This window comes from Hymenobacter psoromatis, assembly GCA_001596155.1.
Lineage (GTDB): Bacteria > Bacteroidota > Bacteroidia > Cytophagales > Hymenobacteraceae > Hymenobacter.
Window position 1 is genome coordinate 3,305,372 of record CP014771.1, and the last position, 24,786, is coordinate 3,330,157.

General features: G+C 59.6%; 19 protein-coding genes and 1 pseudogene. 16 read left to right on the top strand and 4 right to left on the bottom strand.

The annotated features are described in order from the left end of the window. Positions 1–110: 110 nt before the first annotated feature. The 7 genes from A0257_14045 to A0257_14075 all read left to right on the top strand — a co-directional run bounded on the left by A0257_14045 (position 111) and on the right by A0257_14075 (position 8,430). The gene (locus tag A0257_14045; GenBank protein ID AMR28099.1) at positions 111–545 is read left to right on the top strand and encodes a serine/threonine protein kinase; all 435 of its coding nucleotides are present in this window, start codon (positions 111–113) and stop codon (positions 543–545) included. Beyond that, entirely contained in the window at positions 542–1,009 is a 468-nt protein-coding gene (locus tag A0257_14050) for an rRNA maturation factor (protein AMR28100.1), read from the top strand. Before A0257_14045 ends, A0257_14050 begins: the two co-directional genes overlap by 4 nt. A 44-nt stretch (positions 1,010–1,053) precedes the next feature. After that, positions 1,054–1,749: an arginine-tRNA-protein transferase gene (locus tag A0257_14055; protein AMR29774.1), complete on the top strand. Its 696-nt coding sequence runs from the start codon at positions 1,054–1,056 to the stop codon at positions 1,747–1,749. A gap of 442 nt (positions 1,750–2,191) precedes the next feature. Then, positions 2,192–4,060: a tRNA uridine(34) 5-carboxymethylaminomethyl synthesis enzyme MnmG gene (locus A0257_14060; protein ID AMR28101.1), complete on the top strand. Its 1,869-nt coding sequence runs from the start codon at positions 2,192–2,194 to the stop codon at positions 4,058–4,060. Between the two features lie 260 nt (positions 4,061–4,320). Continuing rightward, complete coding sequence (locus tag A0257_14065) at positions 4,321–5,226, top strand: methyltransferase (protein ID AMR28102.1); 906 nt, start codon at positions 4,321–4,323, stop codon at positions 5,224–5,226. A gap of 30 nt (positions 5,227–5,256) precedes the next feature. Continuing rightward, complete coding sequence (locus tag A0257_14070) at positions 5,257–6,972, top strand: hypothetical protein (GenBank protein ID AMR28103.1); 1,716 nt, start codon at positions 5,257–5,259, stop codon at positions 6,970–6,972. Between the two features lie 963 nt (positions 6,973–7,935). Then, positions 7,936–8,430, top strand: a complete 495-nt coding sequence (locus tag A0257_14075) for a hypothetical protein (protein AMR29775.1) — start codon at positions 7,936–7,938, stop codon at positions 8,428–8,430. Between the two features lie 91 nt (positions 8,431–8,521). Here the strand turns inward: A0257_14075 and A0257_14080 are convergent, their stop codons facing one another. Continuing rightward, on the bottom strand, positions 8,522–8,722 hold the full coding sequence (locus tag A0257_14080; protein AMR28104.1) for a transposase: 201 nt from the start codon (positions 8,720–8,722) through the stop codon (positions 8,522–8,524). 119 nt (positions 8,723–8,841) lie between these two features. Here A0257_14080 and A0257_14085 point away from each other — a divergent pair, with 119 nt between their 5' ends. Next, a complete protein-coding gene (locus tag A0257_14085) occupies positions 8,842–9,966 on the top strand; it encodes a hypothetical protein (GenBank protein ID AMR28105.1) in 1,125 nt (374 codons plus the stop codon). Positions 9,967–9,988: 22 nt separating this feature from the next. On the opposite strand, the pseudogene A0257_14090 reads toward A0257_14085, so the two are convergent. Then, a pseudogene (locus A0257_14090) lies at positions 9,989–10,147 on the bottom strand (transposase). Positions 10,148–10,388: 241 nt separating this feature from the next. Here A0257_14090 and A0257_14095 point away from each other — a divergent pair. After that, positions 10,389–10,880 (top strand): hypothetical protein, encoded by a 492-nt coding sequence (locus tag A0257_14095; protein ID AMR28106.1) that lies wholly within the window; start codon positions 10,389–10,391, stop codon positions 10,878–10,880. A 223-nt stretch (positions 10,881–11,103) separates the two neighbouring features. On the opposite strand, the gene A0257_14100 is transcribed toward A0257_14095, so the two are convergent. Further along, the gene (locus A0257_14100; GenBank protein AMR28107.1) at positions 11,104–12,507 is read right to left on the bottom strand and encodes a nuclease PIN; all 1,404 of its coding nucleotides are present in this window, start codon (positions 12,505–12,507) and stop codon (positions 11,104–11,106) included. Positions 12,508–12,787: 280 nt separating this feature from the next. Then, entirely contained in the window at positions 12,788–14,584 is a 1,797-nt protein-coding gene (locus A0257_14105; GenBank protein AMR28108.1) for a hypothetical protein, read from the bottom strand. Positions 14,585–14,884: 300 nt separating this feature from the next. Between A0257_14105 and A0257_14110 the strand changes: the two genes are divergently transcribed. From A0257_14110 to A0257_14140, 7 genes are all read left to right on the top strand, one after another. Beyond that, positions 14,885–16,396 carry a glycine--tRNA ligase gene (locus A0257_14110; GenBank protein AMR28109.1) on the top strand — a complete coding sequence of 504 codons (1,512 nt, stop codon included), beginning with the start codon at positions 14,885–14,887 and terminating at the stop codon, positions 16,394–16,396. Positions 16,397–16,455: 59 nt separating this feature from the next. Then, the gene (locus A0257_14115) at positions 16,456–16,704 is read left to right on the top strand and encodes a hypothetical protein (GenBank protein ID AMR28110.1); all 249 of its coding nucleotides are present in this window, start codon (positions 16,456–16,458) and stop codon (positions 16,702–16,704) included. Between the two features lie 71 nt (positions 16,705–16,775). After that, complete coding sequence (locus A0257_14120; GenBank protein ID AMR28111.1) at positions 16,776–17,111, top strand: hypothetical protein; 336 nt, start codon at positions 16,776–16,778, stop codon at positions 17,109–17,111. A gap of 28 nt (positions 17,112–17,139) precedes the next feature. Then, positions 17,140–19,575: a hypothetical protein gene (locus tag A0257_14125; GenBank protein ID AMR28112.1), complete on the top strand. Its 2,436-nt coding sequence runs from the start codon at positions 17,140–17,142 to the stop codon at positions 19,573–19,575. 185 nt (positions 19,576–19,760) lie between these two features. Continuing rightward, positions 19,761–23,204 (top strand): isoleucine--tRNA ligase, encoded by a 3,444-nt coding sequence (locus A0257_14130; protein AMR28113.1) that lies wholly within the window; start codon positions 19,761–19,763, stop codon positions 23,202–23,204. Between the two features lie 200 nt (positions 23,205–23,404). Then, entirely contained in the window at positions 23,405–24,010 is a 606-nt protein-coding gene (locus A0257_14135; GenBank protein ID AMR28114.1) for a signal peptidase, read from the top strand. Positions 24,011–24,132: 122 nt separating this feature from the next. Beyond that, positions 24,133–24,759 (top strand): signal peptidase, encoded by a 627-nt coding sequence (locus A0257_14140; GenBank protein AMR29776.1) that lies wholly within the window; start codon positions 24,133–24,135, stop codon positions 24,757–24,759. Positions 24,760–24,786: the final 27 nt, after the last annotated feature.

Below are 24,786 nucleotides of genomic sequence, written 5' to 3' on the forward strand. Positions count from 1 at the left end.
AAGTGGCCGAAAACCACTGGCCTACGCGATTACCCGCGTTTTTACCCCTCGTTCTATATTTCTGCCGCTCTGCTTGCTGCCCCGCTCCATTATTTACTCGCCCTTCCTGTATGAAGCAAGTTAAAATTCAGATTCCATCGCTCGTGGAAAATATTCGCGTCGTGGAGAGCTTCATTGACAACTCCAAAGACACGTTTCAGATTGAGGATGACATCTATGGCAACATCATGGTGGCGGTGACGGAAGCGGTAAATAATGCTATTCGCCACGGCAATAAGTTCGACAAAGACAAGAACGTGTACCTCTCGCTCTACGTGAACCTCAATCAGCTCAAATTTGAGATTGAGGACGAAGGCGCGGGTTTTGACTTCAATAATCTCGAAGACCCCACGGCTCCCGAAAACCTGGAGAACCCCGGCGGACGCGGTATTTTTCTCATTCGCCACCTGGCCGATGAGGTCGAATTTAGCAAGGAAGGCCGCCGCCTGGAGCTGACCTTTGCCCTGCACCCCAGCACCGAAATCCCCGAGCAAGCCGCCGCATGAGCGTAGCTACCACCGCCGGCGTGCGCTATTTTGAAGCGCCGGGCATCGAGTTTGTCGTGGAAGACGTGCCCGAGTTTGGCCTGCACGACGCCGAGGACCTCGTGGCCTGGGTCGAGCGCATCGCGGTGGTGCATGACTACCGCATCGCGCAGCTCACCTTCATTTTTTGCTCGGATGACTACCTGCACAAGCTGAACGTGGAATACCTGGACCACGACACGCTCACCGACGTCATCACTTTTGACAACGCCGACGACGCGGAGGTGCTGGAGGGCGACATCTTCATCAGCGTGGAGCGCGTGGCCGACAATGCCAAAGACCTGACTATCAGCTTTCGCGATGAGCTGCACCGCGTCATGATTCACGGCGTGCTGCACCTGCTGGGTTACCACGACAAGGACTTGCTGAGCCAGACGGCCATGCGCCGCAAGGAGGACTACTGCCTGTCGCTGCGCACTTTTTAGGGGGTAGGGCGCATAGTACTGGTATGAGTATCGCGCTTTCCCGCCTGCCCGGCGATTTTCTGGATTATTACCTCGGGCAGGGCTATTACCGCATGGGGCAGAACCTGTTCACCTGCGAGTTCCTACCCCTCGATACGGGCCTATATACCACGCATTGGCTGCGCCTGGCGGTGGCCCACGTGGCCTACGGCCCCAAGCAGCGCCGCCTGTTTCGGCTCAACGAGCGGTTTGGGGTGGCCGCCCGGCCTTTCCAGCTCACGCCCGAATACGAGGCGCTGTACGCGCGCTACTACGGGTCGATTGACTTCGACACCAACCCCTCGCTAGCCGACCTGCTGTTGGATGGCGGCACGCACAACGTGTTCGATACCAGCGTGCTGGAAGTGCGCGACGGCGAGCGGCTCATTGCGGCCGGCGTTTTCGACAGCGGCACCGACACCATTGCGGGCATCGTCAATTTTTACGACCCCAGCTACCACAAGCACAGCCTGGGCAAGTACCTGATGCTGCTCAAATTGGAGCACGCCCGCCGCCACCAGCTGGCGTATTACTACCCCGGCTACCTGGTGCATAACTATCCCAAGTTCGACTACAAGCTTTTTGCCTGCCCGGCCGCGACGGAGGTTTTCAATGCCCGCACTCACCAGTGGCGGCCTTTTAGCTGGGATGAGGTCAACCGGCAGGCCGCCGACCTGCTGGCCGAGCGGCAGGCGCGGGATTTAGCGGAAGAGGCGGAGTAGGATAATAAAAGGCTGTTTTATCTTGCTCTTCGGGGTGCCTTGTCGCCCAGAGTTGTTACGTTCTGGCGGGTGCCTCACCCCCTGACCCCCTCTCCGAAAAGGAGAGGGGACACCGGAAATGCAAAAGAGGTTAAAATTTGGGCTTAATTCACTTCTATTCAAAGCATTAGAGCAGAACCCAATGCCGCCTTTTCTAAACCGGTGTCTCCTCTCCTCTTCGGAGAGGGGGTCAGGGGGTGAGGTGCCCGCCAGAACGACTCGCCTGCGGGGGCTTCCGTAAGTTGCTGAGCCAGTTGGAAGAGCGGGGGTAGGGAAGGTTTCGTGAGGCCCTGAGAATTATGTTGCGGCCGCCTGCGTTGCTACGGACTTAGGCCGCGGGCAGCTCCTTCCAGGCGGGCGTATCTTTGCGGAACCTGGTTTTAACCTTGCGAAACCTTGCGCTATGTTCTCCGATACTGAATACGACCTGATTGTGGTGGGCGCGGGCCACGCCGGCTGCGAAGCCGCCGCCGCCGCCGCCAACCTGGGCTCGAAAGTGCTGCTGGTGACGATGAACATGAATACCATCGCCCAGATGTCGTGCAACCCCGCGATGGGGGGGGTAGCGAAAGGCCAGATTGTGCGCGAAATCGACGCGCTCGGCGGCCAGTCGGGCCTCATCACCGACCGCACCATGATTCAGTTTCGGATGCTGAACCGCTCCAAAGGCCCCGCCATGTGGAGCCCACGCGCCCAAAGCGACCGCATGCGCTTCGCCGAAGACTGGCGCATGACGCTGGAGCAGATTCCGAACGTCGATTTCTGGCAGGAAGCCGTGACTGGTTTGCTCGTTGAAAACGGTGCCTGCGTGGGCATTACCACCGCGCTGGGCATCGAGTTTCGGAGCAAAACGGTGGTGCTGACGAATGGTACCTTTCTCAACGGCCTCATTCACATTGGCGAGAAGAACTTTGGGGGGGGTAGGGCCGCGGAGAAGAACAGCCGCGGCCTCACGGAGCAGCTCGTGGAGCTGGGCTTCGAGGCCGGGCGCATGAAAACCGGCACGCCGCCCCGCGTGGACGGCCGCTCGCTCGACTACTCCAAGATGGAAGTGCAGGACGGCGACGCCAACCCGAGCCGCTTCTCGTACCTCGACACGCCGCCGCTCACCGGGCAGCGCCCGTGCTACATCACCTACACCAACGAGCGGGTACACAACATCCTGCGCGAAGGCTTTGAGAAATCGCCCATGTTTCAGGGGCGCATTAAGGGGCTGGGGCCGCGCTACTGCCCGAGCGTGGAGGACAAAATCAACCGCTTCGCCGACAAGGACCGCCACCAGATTTTTGTGGAGCCCGAAGGCTGGAGCACCGTGGAATGCTACGTGAACGGCTTTTCGAGCAGCTTGCCCGAAGATGTGCAGTACCGCGCTCTGCGCGAAATCGCGGGCTTTGAGAAGGCCAAGATGTTCCGGCCCGGCTACGCCATTGAGTACGACTTCTTCCCGCCGACGCAGCTCACTAATACGCTCGAAACCAAGCCGGTGCGCAACCTCTGGCTGGCGGGCCAGATAAACGGCACCACTGGCTACGAGGAGGCTGCCTGCCAGGGCCTGATGGCCGGCATCAACGCCCACCAGCGCGCCCACGACAAGCCTGCCTTCACGCTACGGCGCGACGAGGCCTACATCGGCGTGCTCATCGACGACCTTATCAACAAAGGCACCGACGAGCCCTACCGCATGTTCACGAGCCGCGCCGAGCACCGCATTATGCTGCGCCAGGACAACGCCGACCTGCGCCTCACGCCGCTGGGCCACGCCTTGGGCCTGGCCAGCGACGAGCGCCTGGCGCGGGTGCGCCAGAAGGAAGCCGACACCGCCGCCGCGCTGGCCGTGCTGGCCAATTTCGGCATCGAGCCAGCCACGATTAATGGCTTTTTAACTGAAAAAGGCTCGGCCGAGATTCACGAGAAAACCCGCGCCCTCAACCTGCTGCGCCGGCCCAATATCGAGCTGCCCGAGCTGGCCGCCGCGCTGCCCGCGCTGGCCGCGAAGCTGGCCGCGTTCAGCGCCGATGCCCAGGAGCAAGCTATTATTCAGACCAAGTACGAGACGTATTTGCAGAAGGAGCAGCAGCAGGCCCAGCGCATGCGTGAGCTGGAAGACTTCCGCATTCAGGGCCGCCTCAACTACGGGGCCATGCCCGCGCTCAGCCACGAGGCCCGCGAAAAGCTGCTCAAGATTCAGCCCGAAACCCTGGGCCAGGCCAGCCGCATCAGCGGCGTGAGCCCGGCCGACGTATCGGTGCTGATGGTGTACCTCAATAGATAATTATGAATTGTAAATTATGAATTATGAATTGGGTAAGAGCGTTTTAATATCCGCCGCAGCCCGGTTTTTAATTCATAATTTCTACTTCATAATTTATAACTGCTGTTACGCAACGGGGAGTAGCGCGAACGTTGTAGTTCGCGTTCCCGCGCCGTTAAAGCCATTGTAACGGCGCAGGGACGCGAACTACAAAGTTCGCGCTACTCCCCGTTACCATCTCGAATAAGATAGTGCGTAACAGCAGTTTATAATTCAACCGAGTGAACGAGTTACTAGAAAGTTGCCCGGTATGCGGCGGCACCGATTTGCCCGCCAGGCTGCAAGTGCAGGACAAGTCGGTGAGCCAGGAGACGTTTACCATTCAGCAGTGCGCGGGCTGCGGCTTGCAGTTCACCAACCCCCGGCCCGACGCAGCTAGCATTGGGCAATACTATGAGTCAGCGGCTTACGTATCGCACAACTCAGGGGCGCGGGGCCTGGTGAACCGCGTGTACCGGATGGCGCGCTTCTTCACCATGCGGCGCAAGGTGGCCCTCATCACGAAGCTGAATGGGGGTAGGGCGGGGAACTTGCTCGACTACGGCTGCGGCACGGGCCACTTTTTGGCGCGGGCCAAACGCGCAAGCTGGCAGGTAACGGGCCTGGAGCCCAACCCCGGCGCGCGCCAGGCCGCCGCCGCCCGCGTGGGCCAGCCCATGCTGGAGGCGAACGCGCTGGCCGCCCTACCCCCCGCCAGCTTCGACATCGTGACGCTGTGGCACGTGCTGGAGCATGTGCATACTCTCAACGAAACCCTGGCCCAGCTGGTGGCGGCGCTAAAGCCAGCCGGCCGGCTGCTCATCGCGGTGCCCAACCCCGACAGCCTCGACGCCCAGCACTACCGCCACGACTGGGCTGCCTATGACGTGCCGCGCCACCTCTACCATTTCGTGCCCGACACCATGCGACGGCTGCTGGCCCGCCACGGCCTGCGCATCGCTGAGTCCCTACCCCTGCCGCTCGATGCCTACTACGTGAGCATGCTGAGCGAGCAGCTGCGCGCGCCCGCCCAAGGCACCGCGCCGCTGGCCATGCTGCGGGCCGGCTGGCGCTCGAACCAGCACGCCGCTCAAAATGGCGGGCACTATTCGAGCGTGCTCTACGTAGCGGAACGGGCCGCCGGCTAGCTTGGGCCGCCGCAACGGCAGCGGTTATTTTTGCCCAGTTTTTCCGCCGCTTTTTTGCTGATGAGTTTTCACGCTGCTTTTCGTTCGTTGTGGAGTAAGGGGGGGGGTAGGGCCTCCGGGCTAAGCGCGGGCGCGCTGGCGGCGCTGCTGGCGCTGGGCAGCTGCGCGGCCATCAGCTCGCCGCAGGGCGGCCCGCGCGATAAAACGCCGCCGCACCTCATTGCTACCTCGCCCGACAGCGCCGCCCGCAACGTGAAGCAGCAGTTTATCAAGCTCACGTTTTCGGAGGCTATTCAAGTGAAAGAGCTGCCTAAAAACCTGCTCATTACCCCGCAGCTGCCGCCCGACAACCCGTATTCGGTGCGCCCGGACCGCGACGCGGTGACGCTGCTCTTCAAAAAACCACTGGAGCCGAACACGACCTACTCGTTCAACTTCCGCAAGGCTATCGTGGATGCCAACGAGAGCCTGCCGGCCAAGTATGAGGCCCTGAGTTTCAGCACCGGCGCCACCCTCGACTCGGGCGTGGTGCGCGGCAGCGTGGTGGACCTGCTCACGAGCCGCCCCGCCAAAGACGCCGTGGTGGGCCTCTACCGCACCACCGACACGGTGGGCGTGCGCCGGGGCCAGCCCTACTACCTCACCCGCACCGACGACAAGGGCCAGTTTAAGCTCAATTTCGTGCGCACCGCGCCCTACGATATCTACGCCTGGGTCGATAAGAACAACAACGGCCGCTTCGACGACGGCGAGAAAATCGCCTACCTGCCCGCGCCGCTGCTGGTCAGCGACACCACCGCGCCGCGCACCCTGGTGCTGGTGCGGCCCGACCGCCTACCCCCCCGCCGCACCAGCCTCGAAACCACCGCCCTCCAGGCCCGCCTGTCCTTCAACGAAGGCCTGCGCACCGCCACGCTTTCCTCCCTGGCACCCGCCGCCGATGCCCAGGCCCAGGCCGCCGTGCAGGCCGCCACCGAGCTCACCAACCAGGCCCACTCACTGCTTATCTATAAAACGCCGGCCCTCGGCGATGGCCGCTATTTGCTGGCCGTGAGCGACAGCGTGGGCAACGCGCGGAGCGACACGCTCAACCTGCGCTTCCCGGTGCCCACGGCGGCGGGCAAGAAAACGCCGCCGGCCGGCACTATTCTGGTGGGCGGCGCGCGCTCGGTGTACCGCGAGGGGCAGGTGAAATTCCGGTTTCCGGTGCCGGTGCTGCTGGTGTCGGGCAAGAGCCCCGGCACGCTTACCGAAGACTCCATCAAGACCCACGCCCTGCGCGTGCCGGCCGAAGCCAGCCTCAGCCCCGACCGCACCGTGCTGACGGTGAGCATCGATACCAAGGCGCTGAAAACGGTCGAAATCCGCCTCGACACCACGGCCATCGTGGCCGTGACGGGCCAGAGCCTGCTGCTGCGCCGGCCGGTGCGCCTGGCCGTGACCGACCAGGACCCGAGCGGTATTATTCTGGGCACTATCACGAGCAAGACGCCGCAATTCGACCTGCAGCTGCTCAACGACCAGTTTCAGGTGATAGCGCAGCTGCGCTCGCCGCGCGGCACCTACCGCTTCGACCACCTTGCGCCCGGCAAATACCGCCTGCGCGCCCTCCTCGACCAGGATGGCGACGGCCACTGGCGCGGCGGCGACCCCAACCTGCGCCTGCCCGCCGAGCCCATTTACCTCTACCCCAAAACCCTGGAGGTGCGCGCCGGCTGGGAAGACGAGGAAAACCTGAGCTTTTAGGCAATTCGCAGTGCCTTCCAGGTTCTGCGGGGGGTAGGGATGCAAAGTAGTTTCCGGGTTGATGCACGGGGCGGGCTGCCGGTTTTTCACCGGCTGTCCGCTCGCCGTGCGCGCCGCTCGTTCTGGCGAAGAGCGGACAGCCGGCGAAAAGCCGGCAGCCCGCCCTGTACACCGACTTGGCGACTGCTCTAAAAGCACTTTATCCCCTGAGTAGCAGCCCACAACTGGCCCAAATTGTATAACTACTACCTAACCGCGGCTTACTACGAAGCAATTTTGGGTGATTTCGGGGAATTACGTGCATAAACGGCCTCAACTTTCCGGTTGAGGCCGTTTCGCATTGGGAATGGTGGATAACTCACCTGCATTTCCAGTTACTGAGGCCGGTTTTTACCCTTTATCCACTAGTTATCCACCAGGTTTCCCACAGCCGGCTCATCGGGCCGGCTTTTTTGTGGATAACCTTGGGGAAAGCCACTGCCGAACGGTGGATAAAATGCGGACAAGTTTTTTTGGTAATGTGGCTCGGCAAGCAGTTCGCCGGCGCTGTGGATAACCGTGGATAACTCGGCCCGCCTACGAACACTATTCACACTGCCTACCCCCTGTGGATTGTGGAAACGTGGATAACCCCTGTGAATAGTGGAAAACTCAGTTAAGTTCTTAATCAACAGGCCAATGATATGCACATTGCCTGTGGAAAGCCGGTGCATAAGCCCGTAGTTGTGCACCTCTTATCCACGCTGTGGACAACTCGCCAATGTTATCCACTTATCCACTGCCCTGATGGATGGAAATAGAAAAGGGATTTTTAAAAAAGAAATTAATTCACAATTTAAGTTTGTGGAAAACTTCGGGCTGGCCGATTCCCTACCCCCCTCGGGCCAGGCCAACCCTGGGCGGCGGCCGGCCGTTGAAAAGTGCCCGCGGCTGCTCGCGGCCCGCTCGCCCCCGCCCCACCTAATGCCCTTCGATTACGACCTGGATTTTGCCGCCACCGACTTTCGGGCGCACCCCGAGCTATACCGCGTGGGCAAGGGCGAGCAGGGCGTGCTGCTGGTGCAGCCCTACAAGGGCGAAATTCTGCCTCACTGGCGCTTCAAGGATGCGGCGGCGGCCCGCGAGTCGTCGGCGGCCATCTGGGCGCTCTTCGAGGCTTATTTGCAGGCCGGGGACTTTGTGGGGGCCGACATGGCGCGCAAGTTTTTGCAGATGGGCTTCACCCGCGCCCGGCGCTACGCCAACCACGCCGGCGGCAAGAAGTACGCCGGCCCCGTGCCCGCCGACAAAAAAGGCCAGAGCGGTGCCCACGGCCGCGCCGAATTGCCCCGTAATCCCCACCCCGATGTGGATAAAGTGGAAGCCGCCGCCATTTTCAAAGCCAAGTGGGACGAGGCCAAAGCCCTGCCCGACTACCAGCGCCAGAAAGCCTTATTTGAGGAAAAATATGGAAACTAAAAGACTATGGACTGTAAGTCCATAGGTTTAAGGGCGAATGAAATTCGGCGGTTTCGGCTAAAGCCGACTGAAAGCCAGCTACTAAAGTAGGTTATTCCAGAATGAAATTCTCGTCCCCGTTGGGCTGGTCTTTGTGATGGTTTAAATACGCCTCCAAGATGTCATCCGTGATATTTCCTACGCTCCACGCTCCGTAGCCAATACCCCAAAAATGCCCGCCCCAATACCGACGCTTGAGTTCGGGAAATTCCTGCAACAGGAGCTTGGCGCTTCGTCCTTTTAGCCGGCGCATGAGGTCACTCACACTCAAGAAAGGCGGATACGACACATGTAGATGAATATGGTCTTTGCTCACCACCCCTTTGAGAATCAGGGCAAAAGCACCAAAAGGTAAGTTAGCGACCTTTGGGGATGGAAGAAGAAGTAGCGGATTTCTTTTGGCAGGTAACGGACTATCGGGTGGAGGGGCGCTGTCTACACGAGCTAAGCGATATTATTTGGCTGGTGCTATGCGGCTTACTGGCTGATTGCGAAGATTTTGAGCAGATTTATGATTACGCCTGCGACAAACAGGCCGTGCTCGCTCAGTTTCTGAGCTTGCCCGCCGGCATCCCCTCGTCTTATACGTTGCAGCGCGTGTTCAGCCGCCTGAATCCCGTCGAACTTGAAGCCAGCCTCACCCACTGGGGGCAGGACATTATGCGGGTCCTGGCTGGGCAGCAGCTGGCCATCGATGGCAAGCAGGTGCGCGGCACCTGCCTGCCCGGCCAGCGCCAGGCCAGCGTGCAGCTGGTCAGCGTCTGGGCGACCGAACAGCGCCTATGCCTGGCCCAGACCCAAGTGGCCAGCAAAGCCAACGAACTCGTGGCCATCCCCCAAGTGCTCGACCTGGTGGAGGTAGCCGGCAGCGTGGTGAGCATCGATGCCATCGGCTGTCAGCGCGCCATTGCCACGACGCTGGTCGAGCGCCGGGCTGATTATGTGCTGGCCCTCAAGCAGAACCAGCGGACCCTCTTCGAGCAAGTGCAGGCCCACCTTGCCCCGCTACTGCGGCAGGAGCCGGCCTTTGTGAGCCGCGAAAAAGACCACGGCCGCGGCGAGGAACGCCGGGTATGGGTGAGCCGGAACCTGAATCTGGTGGAGGAAGCTGCCGAGTGGGCGGGCCTGGCGGCGGTGGTCTGCGTGCAGACCCGGCGCTGGCAACAGGGGCGGGAGCAGCACAGTACGCGCTACTACCTGAGCTCGCTGGCGCAAGCGAGTGCGGGCGAGTTGGCGGGCTATGTGCGCGGGCACTGGGGCATCGAAAACGACCTGCACTGGCACCTGGATGTCACCTTTGCCGAGGATGCCTGCCGGGTGCGCCAGGGCCACGCCCCGCGCAACCTCTCTACCCTACGCAAGCTGGCTCTCACCCTCTTACGACGTGAGCCAACGAAGATGAGTCTGCCACGCAAGCGCAAGAAAGCGGCTCGCGATGATGACTACCTCCGACAATTGCTCCGCCAGCTAGCTCCACAGCCCCCAGACGCTAACTAACCGTTTGGTGCTTTTGCCCTGCTTTGAGAATCTGCACATCCAACGTATTACAGGTTTGCCGCAACAAGTCCCGACAACGCAGTTGCACCTCCCCCACCAAGACTTTGTAGCGGTACTTCGTGCTCCAGACCAAATGCACATCTAGCTTATGAACCGAGTGACTACCTGTGCGCTGCTTCATGCCGCAAAGCTACCCAACTGCCAAAAGGGAGTAGCAACTAAAGTCTTGCCCTAAAGGGCATAGTTTTAACTAGCGTACCTGAAAAGTAAAAAATCCGTCTGTCATTGCGAGCGCAGCGCGGCAATCGCACCAGAACGAAATCGTTCGGGTGTCGTTTTGGTGCGATTGCCGCGCTGCGCTCGCAATGACAGACGGGTGTGGCCCGGCTACCTTTGCACCAACTTTAAACTCCCTATCCCCCATGAGCACCCCGACGACGACCCCCAGCAGCATCGAGGAAAACGAAATTATCCTGGGCACCGGCATGGGCCCGCTGCGCTTCGGCACCACGATGGACGAGGTGCGCACCCTGGTGGGTGAGCCCGAGGAAATCGACGAGTCGGAAGACGAGGACGAGTTTGAGCACCAGGCCTGGAACTACTACGAGGACGACCACCTGCTTTCGCTCTACTTCGACCGCGAAGATGACTTCCGTCTCAGCTGCATCGAAACCGATAACCCCGGACTGCGTCTCTTCGGCGAGGTTATTTACGGCCAGCCGCTGGATAAAATAAAGGACCTGATGAAGCGCCACCACCAGGCCGCCCCCGAAGTGGAAACGATGGAAGGCGGCGAGGTACGCCTCTCCTACGAGAAGTCGATGATTGACATGTACTTCGAAGAAGGTTTGCTGCAATTCGTGAACTTCGGCGTCTTCATCAACGACGACCTGGAGGTGCAGTGGCCCAAGTAGGCCGTCTTGGCATTAGCCTGAAAGTTCCCCGGATTATCCACGAGGGTCAAAAGTTATCCACAAAAAGGCCGTTTTTGGCTGTGGATAAGTGGATAACTCGGTGAAGCAGGGATTATTCACCCGTTATCACCGCTTCACCTGGCCAAGGAGCCTAGCAAAAAAGCCAACCCTAACCGGGTTGGCTTTTTCGTGTCTGCTTATGGCTGGGGGAGGGGGGTAGGGGCTACCCCGCGAACGAGCGGAACAGCAGAAACAACAGCCCCGAGAGCACCATCGTGACGGGCAGCGTGAGCACCCAGGCCAGGGCAATGCTGCGCACCATTTCGGGGTTGATGTTCTTGACGCCGCGGCTGGCCACCATGCTGCCCGCGATGGACGAGGTGAGCACGTGCGTGGTGGAAGTGGGCAGGCCCGACTGCGTGCTAAGGCCAATCATGGCGGCCGCCACCAGCTCCGAGCTGGCGCCTTGGGCGTAGGTGAGGTGCTCCTTGCCGATGCGCTCGCCAATGGTTTTCACGATGCGCTGCCAGCCGATGGTGGTGCCGGCAGCCAGCGACAGCGACACCATGAGCAGCACCTGCCAGGGCGCGTAGTCGGTGAAGGTTTTCATCTCCTCGATGGCCTTGTTGTAGGCTTCGCGGTCGGCGGTGCTGATGCTTAGCTGGTCGGAGCCGAGCAACTGCTTGCCGCGGTTGGCGAGCAGCAGAATGTCGCGCCGAATCTCGAAGCGGGCCTGTTTGGGCAGGTCCGATACCTGGTTTTTGCCGGCGAATACGCGGTCGAGGTCGGCGGTTTGGGTGCGCACGGCGGCCAGCATCGCCTGGTCTTTGGCGCTGAGGCTATTGGCATCCAAGCGATTAACCACGTACTCGACCTTGGTGAGCGAGGCGCGCAGGTCGAGCGGGTTTTTGTTGACATCGAGGGCAAAGTGAATGGGCACGATGCCGATGAGAATCAGCATAATTAGCCCTACCCCCTTCTGGCCGTCATTGGAGCCGTGGAAGAAGCTCACCAGCGTGCAGGTGGTGATGAGCGTGAGGCGGATGAACAAGGGCGGCGGCTTGCGCTTGTGGGGCTCCTTGAACAGCGCTTTGCTCGGGAAAAACCGCTTGAGCAAAAACATCATCAGAATGGTGAAGGTGAAGCCCAGGATGGGGCTCAGCAGCAGCGCCAGGCCGCTTTCGCCGGCCTTGCCCCAGTTCACGGCCGCGCCCTGGCCGCCGGGCAGCAGCGAAAACGCAATCCCTACCCCCAGAATGGAGCCGATAAGCGCGTGCGACGACGACGACGGAATGCCGTAGTACCAGGTGCCCACGTTCCAGATGATGGCCGCCACGATGAGCGCGCCCACCATCGCAATGCCGTGGTACACGTTCTGGTCCACGAGGCTCTCCACGGGCAGCAAATACACGATGCCCATCGCCACGCCAATGCCGCCCGAAAAGACCCCGATGAAGTTCCAGAACGCCGACCACACCACCGCCACCCAGGGCCGCAGCGTGTTGGTATAAATAACGGTGGCCACGGCGTTGGCCGTGTCGTGAAAGCCATTCACGAATTCAAACGCGCAGGCTGCCAGCAAACAAGCAGCTAGCAGCAGCAACACGTGGGGTTCAAGTCCGAACATAAAGAGGAGCCAGAGTGGGTAGCCGGCCCGCAAAATTAGCTCCGTGTGAAGCTAGCGGCGTGTTACCGAATCATTACCGCAGATTTACCGGATTTAGCTTCGCTGTCCTTCGGTTCGTGGATACGCCCACTGCGCGGGCTGGCTCGCGTCTTCGCTGTTTTTATATCTTGATGCGCACTACTACGTCGGTGGCCCCGCCGAACAAGCCGTAGCCGCCCTGCACGTTGGAGCGCAGCGGCGCGGGCTCGGCAAAGGGGTTGTCGTTGGCCTCGCGGTAGCGCTACACCGACTGGTAGAAATCGTAGGTGCTGGCCGGGACGCTGCTCACCGTGAGTTCGAGGTAGGCCGGTGGGGGCGGGGCGGGCTGGTTGGAGGCATAGCCACCGCCGTAGTACAGCCAGATGGCACTGCTATACAGCAGACGCTGGCCCTGGCGGCCCGCGTCGCTCACGGGCATAACGGCGTTGGTGTTACTGGTCGAGGAAAGCGCGAAGCGGTTGAGGTTGATGGTGGGGCCATCCTTGCTGCGCAGGCTTTCATCCTCAAAAGCATAACCCCAGGGCCGGCCGGCCGCGTCGAGGGTCCTGGCGTAGGCCACGTAGTAATCGGTAGTGGCCGCCGGGTCGGGAATGGCGAACGATAACTGGCCGTAGTAAGGGGTAGAGAAGAAGTTATTATTGGCGGGTGGGGGCAGCGGCACGTAGCTGACCGCCTCCACGGCCGGCAGAGAGGGTAGGGTCATAGTCGCTTCCACGGCCTCCACGCCGGGCGCGCTGGCGCGCAGCAAGTACGCTTGGCCCGGCACGCCCACGTAGTTGCGCACCGGGATGTAAGAGCCGTAGCGGTCGTAGGTGGGCTGGCGGGCGAAGCGGCTGGTATCGGGCCGAAACTCTTCCACTATCTGCCCGTCGGCATCACGCAGCTCGATGGTAGCGTCGGTGCGGCCCGCAAAGTTTTTGTTGACCAGAATAGCCTGGCTGGTGCTGGCAAACGCGCTGCGCTCGCTGAAATACTGCTGGTAGCCGGCCGTGGGCGCCTGGTTGCTGAGCGTGTAGGTGAGCGCCAGGCGCGGCGTGTAGGCCGGCGGCGTCACGGTCACCACGCTTTCGCAGCCGGCCAGGGCCGCCAGGGCGAGCAGGAGTAAAGCAGTTTTCATGGGGCGGGTTGGGGCAAAATTATCGTAACCCCGGTAGGCGCTCAGGTAGAGCCAGTCGCGCGGGCTCACCTTCCAGTTGAGCTTGGCGTTGAGGTCGTAGAAATAATAGCCCAGCGAGCCGGCCTGATTTTCATTCTTGAGCTGCGCCTGAATGAGCGGCCGGGCCAGCACGTCGATATAAGTGCGCCGGGCCGAGACGATGAACGAGGCCACGTCTTTCTTAATCGGCCCTTCCAGCGTCAAGCGCGAGGCCACCAGGCTAATGGCACCTTCGCCATGCAGCGCCTGCATGTTGCCCTCCTTCATCGAAATATCGAGCACCGACGACAGCCTACCCCCATACCGCGCCGGAAAGCCGCCCTTTATCAGCTCCACGTTGTTCAAAGCATCGGCATTAAACACCGAGAAGAAGCCAAATAAATGCGCCGCGTTATACACCGGCGTGCCATCGAGCAGAATCAGGTTTTGGTCCGGCGAGCCGCCGCGCACATACAGGCCGCTGCTGCCTTCGCCGCCGCTCTGCACGCCGGGCAGCAGTTGCAGCACCTTCAGCACGTCGGTTTCGCCCATGAATTTGGGCAGGCTCTTGATTTGGGCGATGGGCACGTTGATGGTGCCCATGCGGGTGCTGCGCGGGCCGCGTTCGTCGGCGGCCTGGCGGTCGCCCACCACCTCCACGCCGGCCAGCTCGTTGGTGGCGGCAGGCAGCCGGAAGGTATGCTGCGCGCTGCCGGTGGCCGGCGCGGCCCAGCGCCCGCGCTCGTAGCCCAGGTAGCGCGCCTCTAGCCGCACTGAGTCGAGGCCCGCCGTGGGCACCGTGAGCGAGTAGAAACCGTAAGTATTGGTGGCAGTGCCCAGCCCGGTGCCGGCCTGCACCACGGCCACGCCAATGAGATTTTCGCCCGTGGCCAGGTCGCGCACGTAGCCGCTAAGCGTGACGTGGGCCGGCGGCGGGGGGGGTAGGGGCCTGCGCCTGCGCCAGGCGCAGCCCGCCGCTCAGCAGCAGCAAGCAATAGCGTTGTTTCACAGTAAAAAATATTAATATTTAAGTATTTATTAATAAAATAGGGGTAGAACTTGCTAGTGTGTACTTCTAATGAGCCGCAGCCTACCAAATAGGTTGTGTGTCCTACCCTCTCCATCACCCAGCTAGCCCGCGCAGCGGGCGTATCTGCGAAATCCGTTTAATTCGTTATAATCTGCGGTCTAACTTTGTTGCTTATGAGCAAGCCCGCTACCCCCGCTGAAAACCCGCAATTAAAAGATATTGTCGCCCACGCCCAGGAATACGGTTTCGTATTTCAGTCCTCCGACATCTACGGCGGCCTGGCCGCCGTGTACGACTACGGCCCCAACGGCGTGGAGCTGAAAAACAACCTCAAGCGCCTCTGGTGGGAAGCCATGACCCAGCTCCACGGCAACGTGGTGGGCATCGACGCGGCCATTTTCATGGACCCCCGCACCTGGGAGGCCAGCGGCCACGTGGCCGGCTTCAATGACCCGCTCATCGATAACCTCGACAGCAAGAAACGCTACCGCGCTGATGTGCTCATCGAGGACCGAGCCGCCGAATACGAGAAAGCCGGCGACCCAGCCCGCGGCGCGGCGCTCACCGCCGAAATGGGCCGATTGCTGACGGCCGGCGACCTGGCCGGCGTGAAACAGCTCATTCTGGACGAGAAAATCACGGACCCGCTCTCCGGCTCCGGCAAGTGGACCGACGTGCGCCAGTTCAACCTGATGTTCTCCACGCAAGGCTCGGCCGTGGACTCGGACGCGCCGCCGGTGTACCTGCGGCCCGAAACGGCGCAGGGTATTTTCGTCAATTTTCTGAACGTGCAGAAGTCGGCGCGCCTGAAGATTCCGTTTGGTATCGCGCAGATTGGCAAGGCGTTCCGCAACGAGATTGTGGCCCGGCAATTCATCTTTCGGATGCGCGAGTTTGAGCAGATGGAGATGCAGTTCTTCGTGCGCCCCGGCACCGAGGGCGAGTGGTACGACACTTGGAAGGCCGCCCGCCGCCGCTTCCACGAGGCCATCGGCCTACCCCCCGAAAAGCTGCGCTTCCACGACCACGACAAGCTGGCCCACTACGCCAAGGCGGCCGTGGATATCGAGTATGAGTTTCCCTTCGGCTTTAAAGAGATGGAGGGCATCCACTCGCGCGGCGACTTCGACCTGACCCAGCACCAGAACCTGAGCCGCAAGAAGCAGCAGTATTTCGACAACGACATTGACGAAACCACCGGCAAGCCTTACGGCAACTACGTGCCCTACGTGGTCGAAACCTCGGTGGGGGCCGACCGGCTGTTTCTCGCTACGCTCTGCCAAGCCTTTCAGGAAGAAGAGATTACCGAAGGCGACGGCGACGCGCAAACCACCAAAACCCGCACGTTCCTAAAGCTGCATCCGGCCCTCGCGCCCATCAAGGCCGCCATTTTCCCGCTGGTGCGCAAGGACGGAATGCCCGAAAAAGCCCAGCAGATTTTCGACGACCTACGCTTTGATTTCCGCTTGGTTATCGAGGATAAGGACGCCATCGGCAAGCGCTACACCCGCCAGGACCTCATTGGCACGCCTTTCTGCATTGTGGTGGATGGCCAGACCTTGGAAGACGATACCGTGACGGTGCGCGACCGCGACACCCGCCAGCAGGTGCGCCTACCCATCAGCGCGTTGCGCGGCTACATCGGCGAGGCCGTGAGCTTCAAGAACGTGCTGGCCAAGTTGTAGGGGCGCACTTTTGCGCCTGGTTAGCCGTTCAGTTTCTCAACATTCTGTTTAATTCTACCATGCTCCGCTACATCCACGACCGCATCACCGTTGACCCGGACCTGTGCAACGGCCGGCCGACTATTCGCGGCCATCGGATTACCGTGCAGACGATATTGGAGTTTTTGGCCGCTGGTGATGAGCCGGAGGAAATTCTGGAGGACTATGATTTTCTGGAGCTTGCTGATATCAAAGCCTGCCAGCAATTTGCCCTGAAAACGGCCTTAGAAACGCTCAGTAATCGGGTGTATTTGCCAGAAGCAGCATAATGTGTAAAGATTATGCTTATCGTCGCTACACTAGTTTCCGGCTCCGCCGAGCAGCGTTGTCTCTTTGACGCATGAGCAAATTTTTGATTGATGCCAACCTGCCCCGCCGCTTGAAATTCTGGCAAGAAGATGATTGCGAATTTGTGCCAGATACGCAGTGGCCCGACCACGTTATTTGGCAGTATGCCAAAGAAAGACAGCTGATTATCATAACGAAGGACGCTGATTTTGAGAAGCTGGCCCTTACTGTGGGGCCGCCCGTAGTCATTCACCTGCGCGCCGGCAAGCGGTCGCGCAAGGAGCTGTGGGAACTGCTGGCGCAATGGTGGCCCACCGCCCGCGAGGCCAGCCAACAGCCGGGCTGCCGGCTCGTGCGAATCTTTCCCGATTGCGTAGAGGTGGTCTGATAGTTAATTAAGCTAAAAAACAAATTCTATGTGGGGACATATCGCCCTCTTTATCATCAAGTTCCGCCGAATTTTGTTGATACTTATTGCCGTTTCGACCCTGGGTATGGCCTGGGTGGCGAAAGACGTGCAAATGACTTACGACTTTGCCCAGGTGGTAAGCCCGAAGGACCCGGACATGGTCTATTTCCAGCAGTTCAAAAAAACCTTCGGCGAGGATGGAAATATTCTGGTGCTTGGGATGCAGGACAGCTCCGTTTATCGGCTCAAGAACTTTCGGCTGTATGACCAGCTCGCCAATGAGCTGGTGAAGGTGCCCGGCGTAGCCGGCGTGCTGGGCCTGCCCAAACTGATTCAGATTGAGAAGGATACGGTGAACAACAGTTTCGTGACCGCGCCCGTTTTTGCGAAGCCGCCCACCAGCCAAGCCCAGCTCGACTCGCTGATGCGGGTGGTGAATAACATTGAGTTTTACCAGGGCCAGGTGATTGCGCCGCGCACCGGGGCCACGCTGCTGGCCGTGACGCTCGACCCCAAGTGGCTGAACTCGGACAAGCGCAAGGAGGTGATGGCTAACATCCTGAACCTGAGCGCGAAGTTTGAGAAGGAATCGGGCATCAAGCTGCACTACGCGGGCCTGCCCTACGTGCGCTCCACGATGACGAGCAAGGTATCGGCCGAGATGAAGTTCTTCGCCGGGCTGATGGTGGTGGTGATGGCCATTATCCTCTACATCTTCTTCCGCACGTGGTCGGCGGTGGTGGTGCCGCTGCTGGTCGTCATTATCGTCATGATTTGGTGCATTGCCAGCATCGTGCTGCTCGGGTTTAAAATCAACCTGCTCACGGGCCTGATTCCGTCTATCCTGGTGGTTATCAGCGTGCCCAACTGCACGTACCTGCTCTCACGCTACCACTACGACTACCGCAAATCGGGCAATCAGATACTGGCCATGACGCGGGTTATCCGCAAAATCGGCCTCATTACGCTGGTGAATAACACGACCACGGCCATCGGCTTTTTCGTGTTCACCTTCACTGATATTGCCATTCTGTTCCAGTTTGGGCTGGTGGCCACGATTAACATTTTCGTGGCCTTCATCATCAGCTTTATTATGATTCCGGCGGTGTTTACCTACCTGCCCGGCCCCACCGCCAAGCAACTGGAGCACCTTGACTCGAAGCCGCTGGTGGGCATCATTCACTTCCTCGATTTCATTGTGCTGCGGCGGCGGCGCACCATCTACCTCACGGCGGCGGTGCTGGTGGGGCTGGCCTCCATTGGCATTTCGCGCATCGAGGCCGTGTCTTTTATGGTAGATGACCTGCCCAAGCAAAGCTCTGTGAACGAAGACCTGAGCTTCTTCGAGGCCCGCTTTGGTGGGGTGATGCCGCTGGAGTTTGTGGTGGATACCAGGCAGCCCAAGGGCCTGCTGAAGCTGGCTAACTTACAGAAAATCGACCAGTTCGACAAATTCCTGCAAGCCCAGCCGGAGCTGTCCACGCCCATCAGCATGGTTACGTTTTTGAAGGCCGCCAAGCAGGCGTTCTACAACGGTGACCCGCAGTTTTATAAATTGCCGGATAACGACGACAAAAACTTCATCCTGAGTTACCTGGCCAATTCCCAGGGGCAGGGTAAAAACTCGACTGGCAAGCTACTCAAAACCTTCATGGACAGCACCCAGCAGCGCGCCCGCATCAGCGTAAAAATTGCTGATATTGGCTCACATAAGCTGGATACGCTGGTGAATAAGCGGATTGAGCCGGCCATCAAGCGCATCTTCGCCGGCACCGATATGGTGGTGCGCCGCACGGGCACGACGGTCATTTTTACTAAGGGTAATGAGTACGTGATTGGTACGCTGGGCGAGAGCCTGATGTGGGCCTTCGGGCTGGTGGCCGTGGTGGTGCTGCTGCTGTTTCACTCGGTGCGCACCATCTTCTACGCCCTCACCCCCAATATCTTAACCCTGACCCTAACGGCCGGCGTGATGGGCTACTTCGGCATTGCGCTCAAGCCCAGCACGGCTCTTATTTACGTGATTGCCCTGGGCATCGACGGCGACAATTCGATTCACCTGCTGGCCAAGTTTAGGCAGGAAATGGCCATGCCCGGTAAGAACGTGAGCGAGGCTATTACCAACACGCTGAGCGAGGCCGGGTCGAGTATGTTCTACACCAGCATCGTGCTCTTTATCGGGTTCAGCATCTACAGTTTCAGCGAGTTTGGCGGCACCAAGGCATTGGGCGTGCTTATGGGGGCCTCGCTGCTCATTACTAACTTCTCGAACCTGGTTTTCCTGCCGGCGCTGTTGGTCACTTTCGAGCGCGGCGGCAGCTGGCACACGCCCAAAGCGGCCCTGGTGCATCACTACGACGAGGACTACCACGAGGAAGACGATGACATGGACCAGAACCTGCAACGCCTGAGCGTGGAACGGACTAAAAAGGCTGTTAGCTAATGAACCTCGGTTTGAATTAAATAAGAACGTCATGCTGAGCTTGCCGAAGCATCTCTGCCGCCTCGTTAAACGGTTCGGCTGAAGCGGTAGAGATGCTTCGACAAGCTCAGCATGACGGACGGAACGGACGGAAAAAACGAAAAAAGCTAACAGCTAATAGCCATTAGCTAACAGCTAAAAAACCAATGAACTACCCCGAATACAAGCAGCCGCTCGACTACGCCAAGCTCGCCACCGATGTGCGGGCCTACTGGGAGGCCAACGGCATTTTTGAGCAGAGCGTGCGCAGCCGCGAAGGCCAGCCCACGTTCGTGTTTTACGAAGGCCCGCCTTCGGCCAACGGCCAGCCCGGCATTCACCACGTGATGGCGCGGGCGGTGAAGGATATTTTCTGCCGCTACCAGACGCAGCTGGGCAAGCAGGTGCCCCGCAAAGGCGGCTGGGACACCCACGGCCTACCCATCGAGCTGCAAGTGGAGAAGGAGCTGGGCATCACGAAGGAGGATATCGGCCACAAAATCAGCGTGGAGGAGTACAACCAGCGCTGCCGCGAAACCGTGATGCGCTTCAAGGCGCAGTGGGACGAGCTGACCCAGCAAATGGGCTACTGGGTGGACCTCGACGACCCCTACATCACCTTCGAGCCGGAGTACATCGAGAGCTGCTGGGCGCTGCTCAAGAAGCTCTACGACAAGGGTTTGCTCTACAAAGGCTACACCATTCAGCCCTACTCGCCGGCCGCCGGCACCGGCCTTTCGTCGCACGAGCTGAACCAGCCGGGCACGTACAAGGACGTGAAGGATACGACGGTGGTGGCGCAGTTTAAGGTGGTGCGCGATGCGGTTTCGGAGAAGCTGTTTGCTACGGAGGGGGTAGGGGAAATCTATATCCTAGCTTGGACGACTACGCCTTGGACATTACCTGCTAATACGGGGTTGGCAGTAGGGAAAAATATTCCCTATATGTTAGTTTCGACATTCAACCCCTATACTGGCAAACCTATCCGTGTAGTGCTAGCTAAAGCATTAGTAGGTAAGTATTTCTCCTCGGCTTTTATTGACCAGGCATCTTTTGAGAATTATAAACTTGGCGATAAACTGATTCCTTGGATGGTCGAAGCCGAATTTACCGGTGCCGACCTAGTAGGTATTCACTACGAACGCCTATTCAATACTGAAGCCGGTTTCCCTCATTTCGACGGCGAAGAAAACGCTTTCCGCGTCATCCCCGGCGACTTCGTGACGACCGAAGACGGCACCGGCATCGTGCATATTTCGCCCACGTTTGGCGCGGACGACTTCCGGGTGGCGCAGCTCAACGGCATTCCCGCGCTCATGGTGCCGGATGCCGAGGGCAAGCCCGGCCCTATTGTGGACCGCACGGGCCGTTACGTGGCCGAAATGGGCGAATTTGGCGGGCGCTGGGTGAAGAACTACGACGGCCACGACCAGAGCGGGGCTGACTATAAAACGCTGGATGAGAGCATCGCCATTCGGATGCGCACCAACGGCACGGCCTTCAAAACCGAGAAGTACGAGCACACCTACCCGCATTGCTGGCGCACCGACAAGCCGATACTCTACTACCCCCTCGACTCGTGGTTTATCAAGACCACGGCCGTGAAAGACCGCCTCATCGAGCTGAACAAAACCATCAACTGGAAGCCCGAAAGCACCGGCACCGGCCGCTTCGGCAACTGGCTCGAAAACCTGGTGGACTGGAACCTCAGCCGCTCGCGCTACTGGGGCACGCCGCTGCCCATCTGGCGTACGCAGGACCGCACCGAGGAAATCTGCATCGGCAGCATTGCCGAGCTAACGGCGGAAATTGACAAGGCCGTAGCGGCCGAGGTGATGACGCATAATCCCTACGCCAACGGCGAAAAAATCGACCTGCACCGGCCGTATGTGGACGACATCTTTCTGGTGAGCCCCACCGGGCAGCCCATGTACCGCGAGCCGGATTTGATTGACGTGTGGTTCGACAGCGGCGCGGTGCCCTACGCGCAGTGGCACTACCCCTTTGAAAACCAAGAGCTTTTCCGCAAGAATTTCCCGGCTGATTTCATCGCCGAAGGCGTGGACCAGACCCGCGGCTGGTTCTTCACGCTGCACGCGCTGGCCGTGATGCTGGAAGATTCGGTGGCCTTTAAGAACGTGATTGCCAACGGCTTGGTGTTGGATAAGAACGGCAACAAGATGAGCAAGCGCCTCGGCAACGCCGTGGACCCGTTTGCGACCATCGCGCAGTACGGCCCCGATGCTACCCGCTGGTACATGATTGCCAACGCGCCGCCGTGGGACAACCTCAAGTTTGACCCAGCCGGCATCACGGAGGTGCAGCGCCGCTTCTTCGGCACGCTCTTCAACACGTACTCGTTCTTCGCGCTTTACGCGAATCTGGACGGTTTCCAGGTCAGCCCGCGTCCCCTGCCGGTGGCCGAGCGCACTGAGCTGGACCGCTGGATTCTGAGCAAGCTGCAAAGTCTGCTGGCCGAAACGCGCGGCCACTACGACAGCTACGACCCCACGAAAGCCGCCCGCGCCATCCAGGATTTCGTGACCGACCAGCTCTCCAACTGGTACGTGCGCCTCTCGCGCCGCCGCTTCTGGAAAGGCGAGCTAACCACCGATAAGCAAGCCGCTTACGAAACGCTGCACGAGTGCCTGAGCACCGTAGCGCAACTCATGGCCCCGATTGCGCCGTTTTTCGCCGACTGGCTGTATGGCAACCTTATGGGAGTTAAGAGTTTAGAGTTAAGAGTTAAGAATGACAACGACCCGCAATTCTTAACTCTTAACTCTCAACTCTTAACTCAACCCGAATCCGTTCACCTCACCTACCTGGCCGAAGCTGATACCGCGCTCATTGACAAGGCGTTGGAGGAGCGCATGGAGCTGGCGCAGCGTATCAGCTCGCTCACGCACTCGCTGCGCAAGAAGTCGGTGCTGAAGGTGCGCCAGCCTTTGCAGCGCATCCTGGTGCCGGTGCTCAATGACTCTACCAAGGAGCAGGTTGGCCTAGTAGAAGACCTGATTTGCGCTGAGGTAAACGTGAAGCACATCGAGTTTCTGGACGACACTAGCGGCGTGCTGGTGAAGTCGGTGAAACCCAATTTCAAGCGCCTCGGCCAGGTTTATGGTCCGCGTCTCAAGGCCGTGGGTGCCCGCATCCAAACCCTGAGCCCCGACGAGCTAAGCCAGCTCGAAAAGCAAGGCGAGCTGGCCGTGGAAGTGGAGGGCGAAACTCTCACCCTACACCTCGACGAAGTTGAAATCCGCACCCAGGACCTGCCCGGCTGGCTGGTGGCCACCGACGGCCCGCTGACCGTGGCGCTCGACGTGACGCTCACCGACGAGCTGCGCCAGGAGGGCCTGGCCCGCGAGCTGGTCAACCGCCTCCAGAATCTGCGCAAAGACTCGGGCCTGGACGTGCAGGACCGCATCCGGGTTGCATTAGCTGCCAGCGCGCCGGCCGAGCTGCACGCCGCCGTGGCGGTTTTCGGCGACTACATCCGCGAAGAAGTGCAAGCCCTGCGCCTCGACTTCGTGCCCGAAATAGCCAGCGGTGCCGTGCTGGAATTTGACGACTTCTCGGTGCTCGCCAAAATAGAGGTAGTAACTGCCTGATTGTGAGAGGCCCGGCCGCGCCCGAAAACGCGGCCGGGTTTTCCCGCGCACAACGCCTTTTCTCCGCTGTTTTTAAAGGTTCTGAAACCTCGTAATTCGGTATAAAACAGTACAAAGTAACCAGAGTTTCACCAGTGCAGCCAGATTCATCCGATACCGCTTCTGCTTCCTTGCCGCCCCGCCCGGCGCGTCGGGGTAGTGTGCTGCTTTTTTTCCTGTTGGCCCTCTTCGTTATTGCGCTTGACCAGCTCTCTAAATATCTGGTGCATAGCCACATGCGGATAGGGGAGGAGGTGCCGCTGCTCGGCAATGCTCTGAAGCTGCTGTACACTGAAAACCCCGGCATGGCCTTTGGCGTCGAGCTGCCAGCACCGTTTGGCAAGCTGCTGCTCACGGCTTTTCGGGTGCTGGCCGTGGGCGGCATCAGCTACTATATCGTGCGGTTGTGGCGGCAGCGAGCGCCTAACGGCCTGATTGCCTGCATCGCGCTCATCCTGGGCGGGGCGCTGGGCAACCTGCTCGACTCGGTTTTCTACGGCGTCGTTTACCACAACGCCCCGGCTGGCTCGCCTACCCCCTGGTTTTATGGCCAAGTCATCGACATGATTAATGTGCCTATCTACCAGGGGTTTTACCCGCATTGGGTACCTTTCGTGGGTGGGCAATACACGAGCGGTTTTCCAATTTTCAACCTAGCTGATTCGTCCATTTTTATCGGGGTAGCCTTAATTCTGCTGCTGCAAGGCCGGTTTTTCCAGCCAGAGGAAGCAGCCGCTCCTGCCGGGCAAGCTGCCGAGACTGTCTGATTTTTAACAGATTAATTGCCTTACCAATAGCTTACGCAGCACCTATTTCACCTGTGCCTACCGATTTGCCCACCGATACCTATTCTCAGCCCCTACGCCCGCCGGCGCGGCGCGGCAGTGTACTGCCTTTTTTTCTGCTGGCGCTGTTCGTTATTCTTATCGACCAGCTCTCTAAATATCTGGTAAATAAGCACATGCAGCCGGGGCTAAATGGGGAGATTCTGCTCATTGGCCACTGGTTGAAGCTGCATTACACCGTGAACCCCGGCATGGCTTTCGGCGTGGAACTGCTGCCACCGCCCTATGGCAAGCTGTTGCTGACCGGCTTTCGGCTGCTGGCGGCGGGCGGCATCAGCTACTACATCGTGCGGCTGTGGCGGCAGCGGGCGGCGGCGGGCTTCATTGCCTGCATGGCGCTCATCCTGGGCGGGGCCGTGGGCAACGTGATAGACTCGGTTTTCTACGGCGTCGTGTACCACAACGCGCCGTTTGGCTCGCCTACCCCCTGGTTTTTCGGGCAAGTCATTGATATGATTTACGTGGATATTTACGAAGGTTTTTTGCCCAGTGCCTGGCCTATTTTGGGTGGGAAATACGTGTCGTTGTGGCCAATTTTCAACCTGGCTGACTCGTCCATCTTCATCGGCGTGGCGCTGATTCTGCTGCTGCAAGGGCGTTTTTTTAAGCAAACGGAAGAAAATACGGCGGCGACGCAGGAATCTGACGCGGCGGAGGCATCCGTAGGATAGTACTATTGTTTATTCAACAAGAAGCAT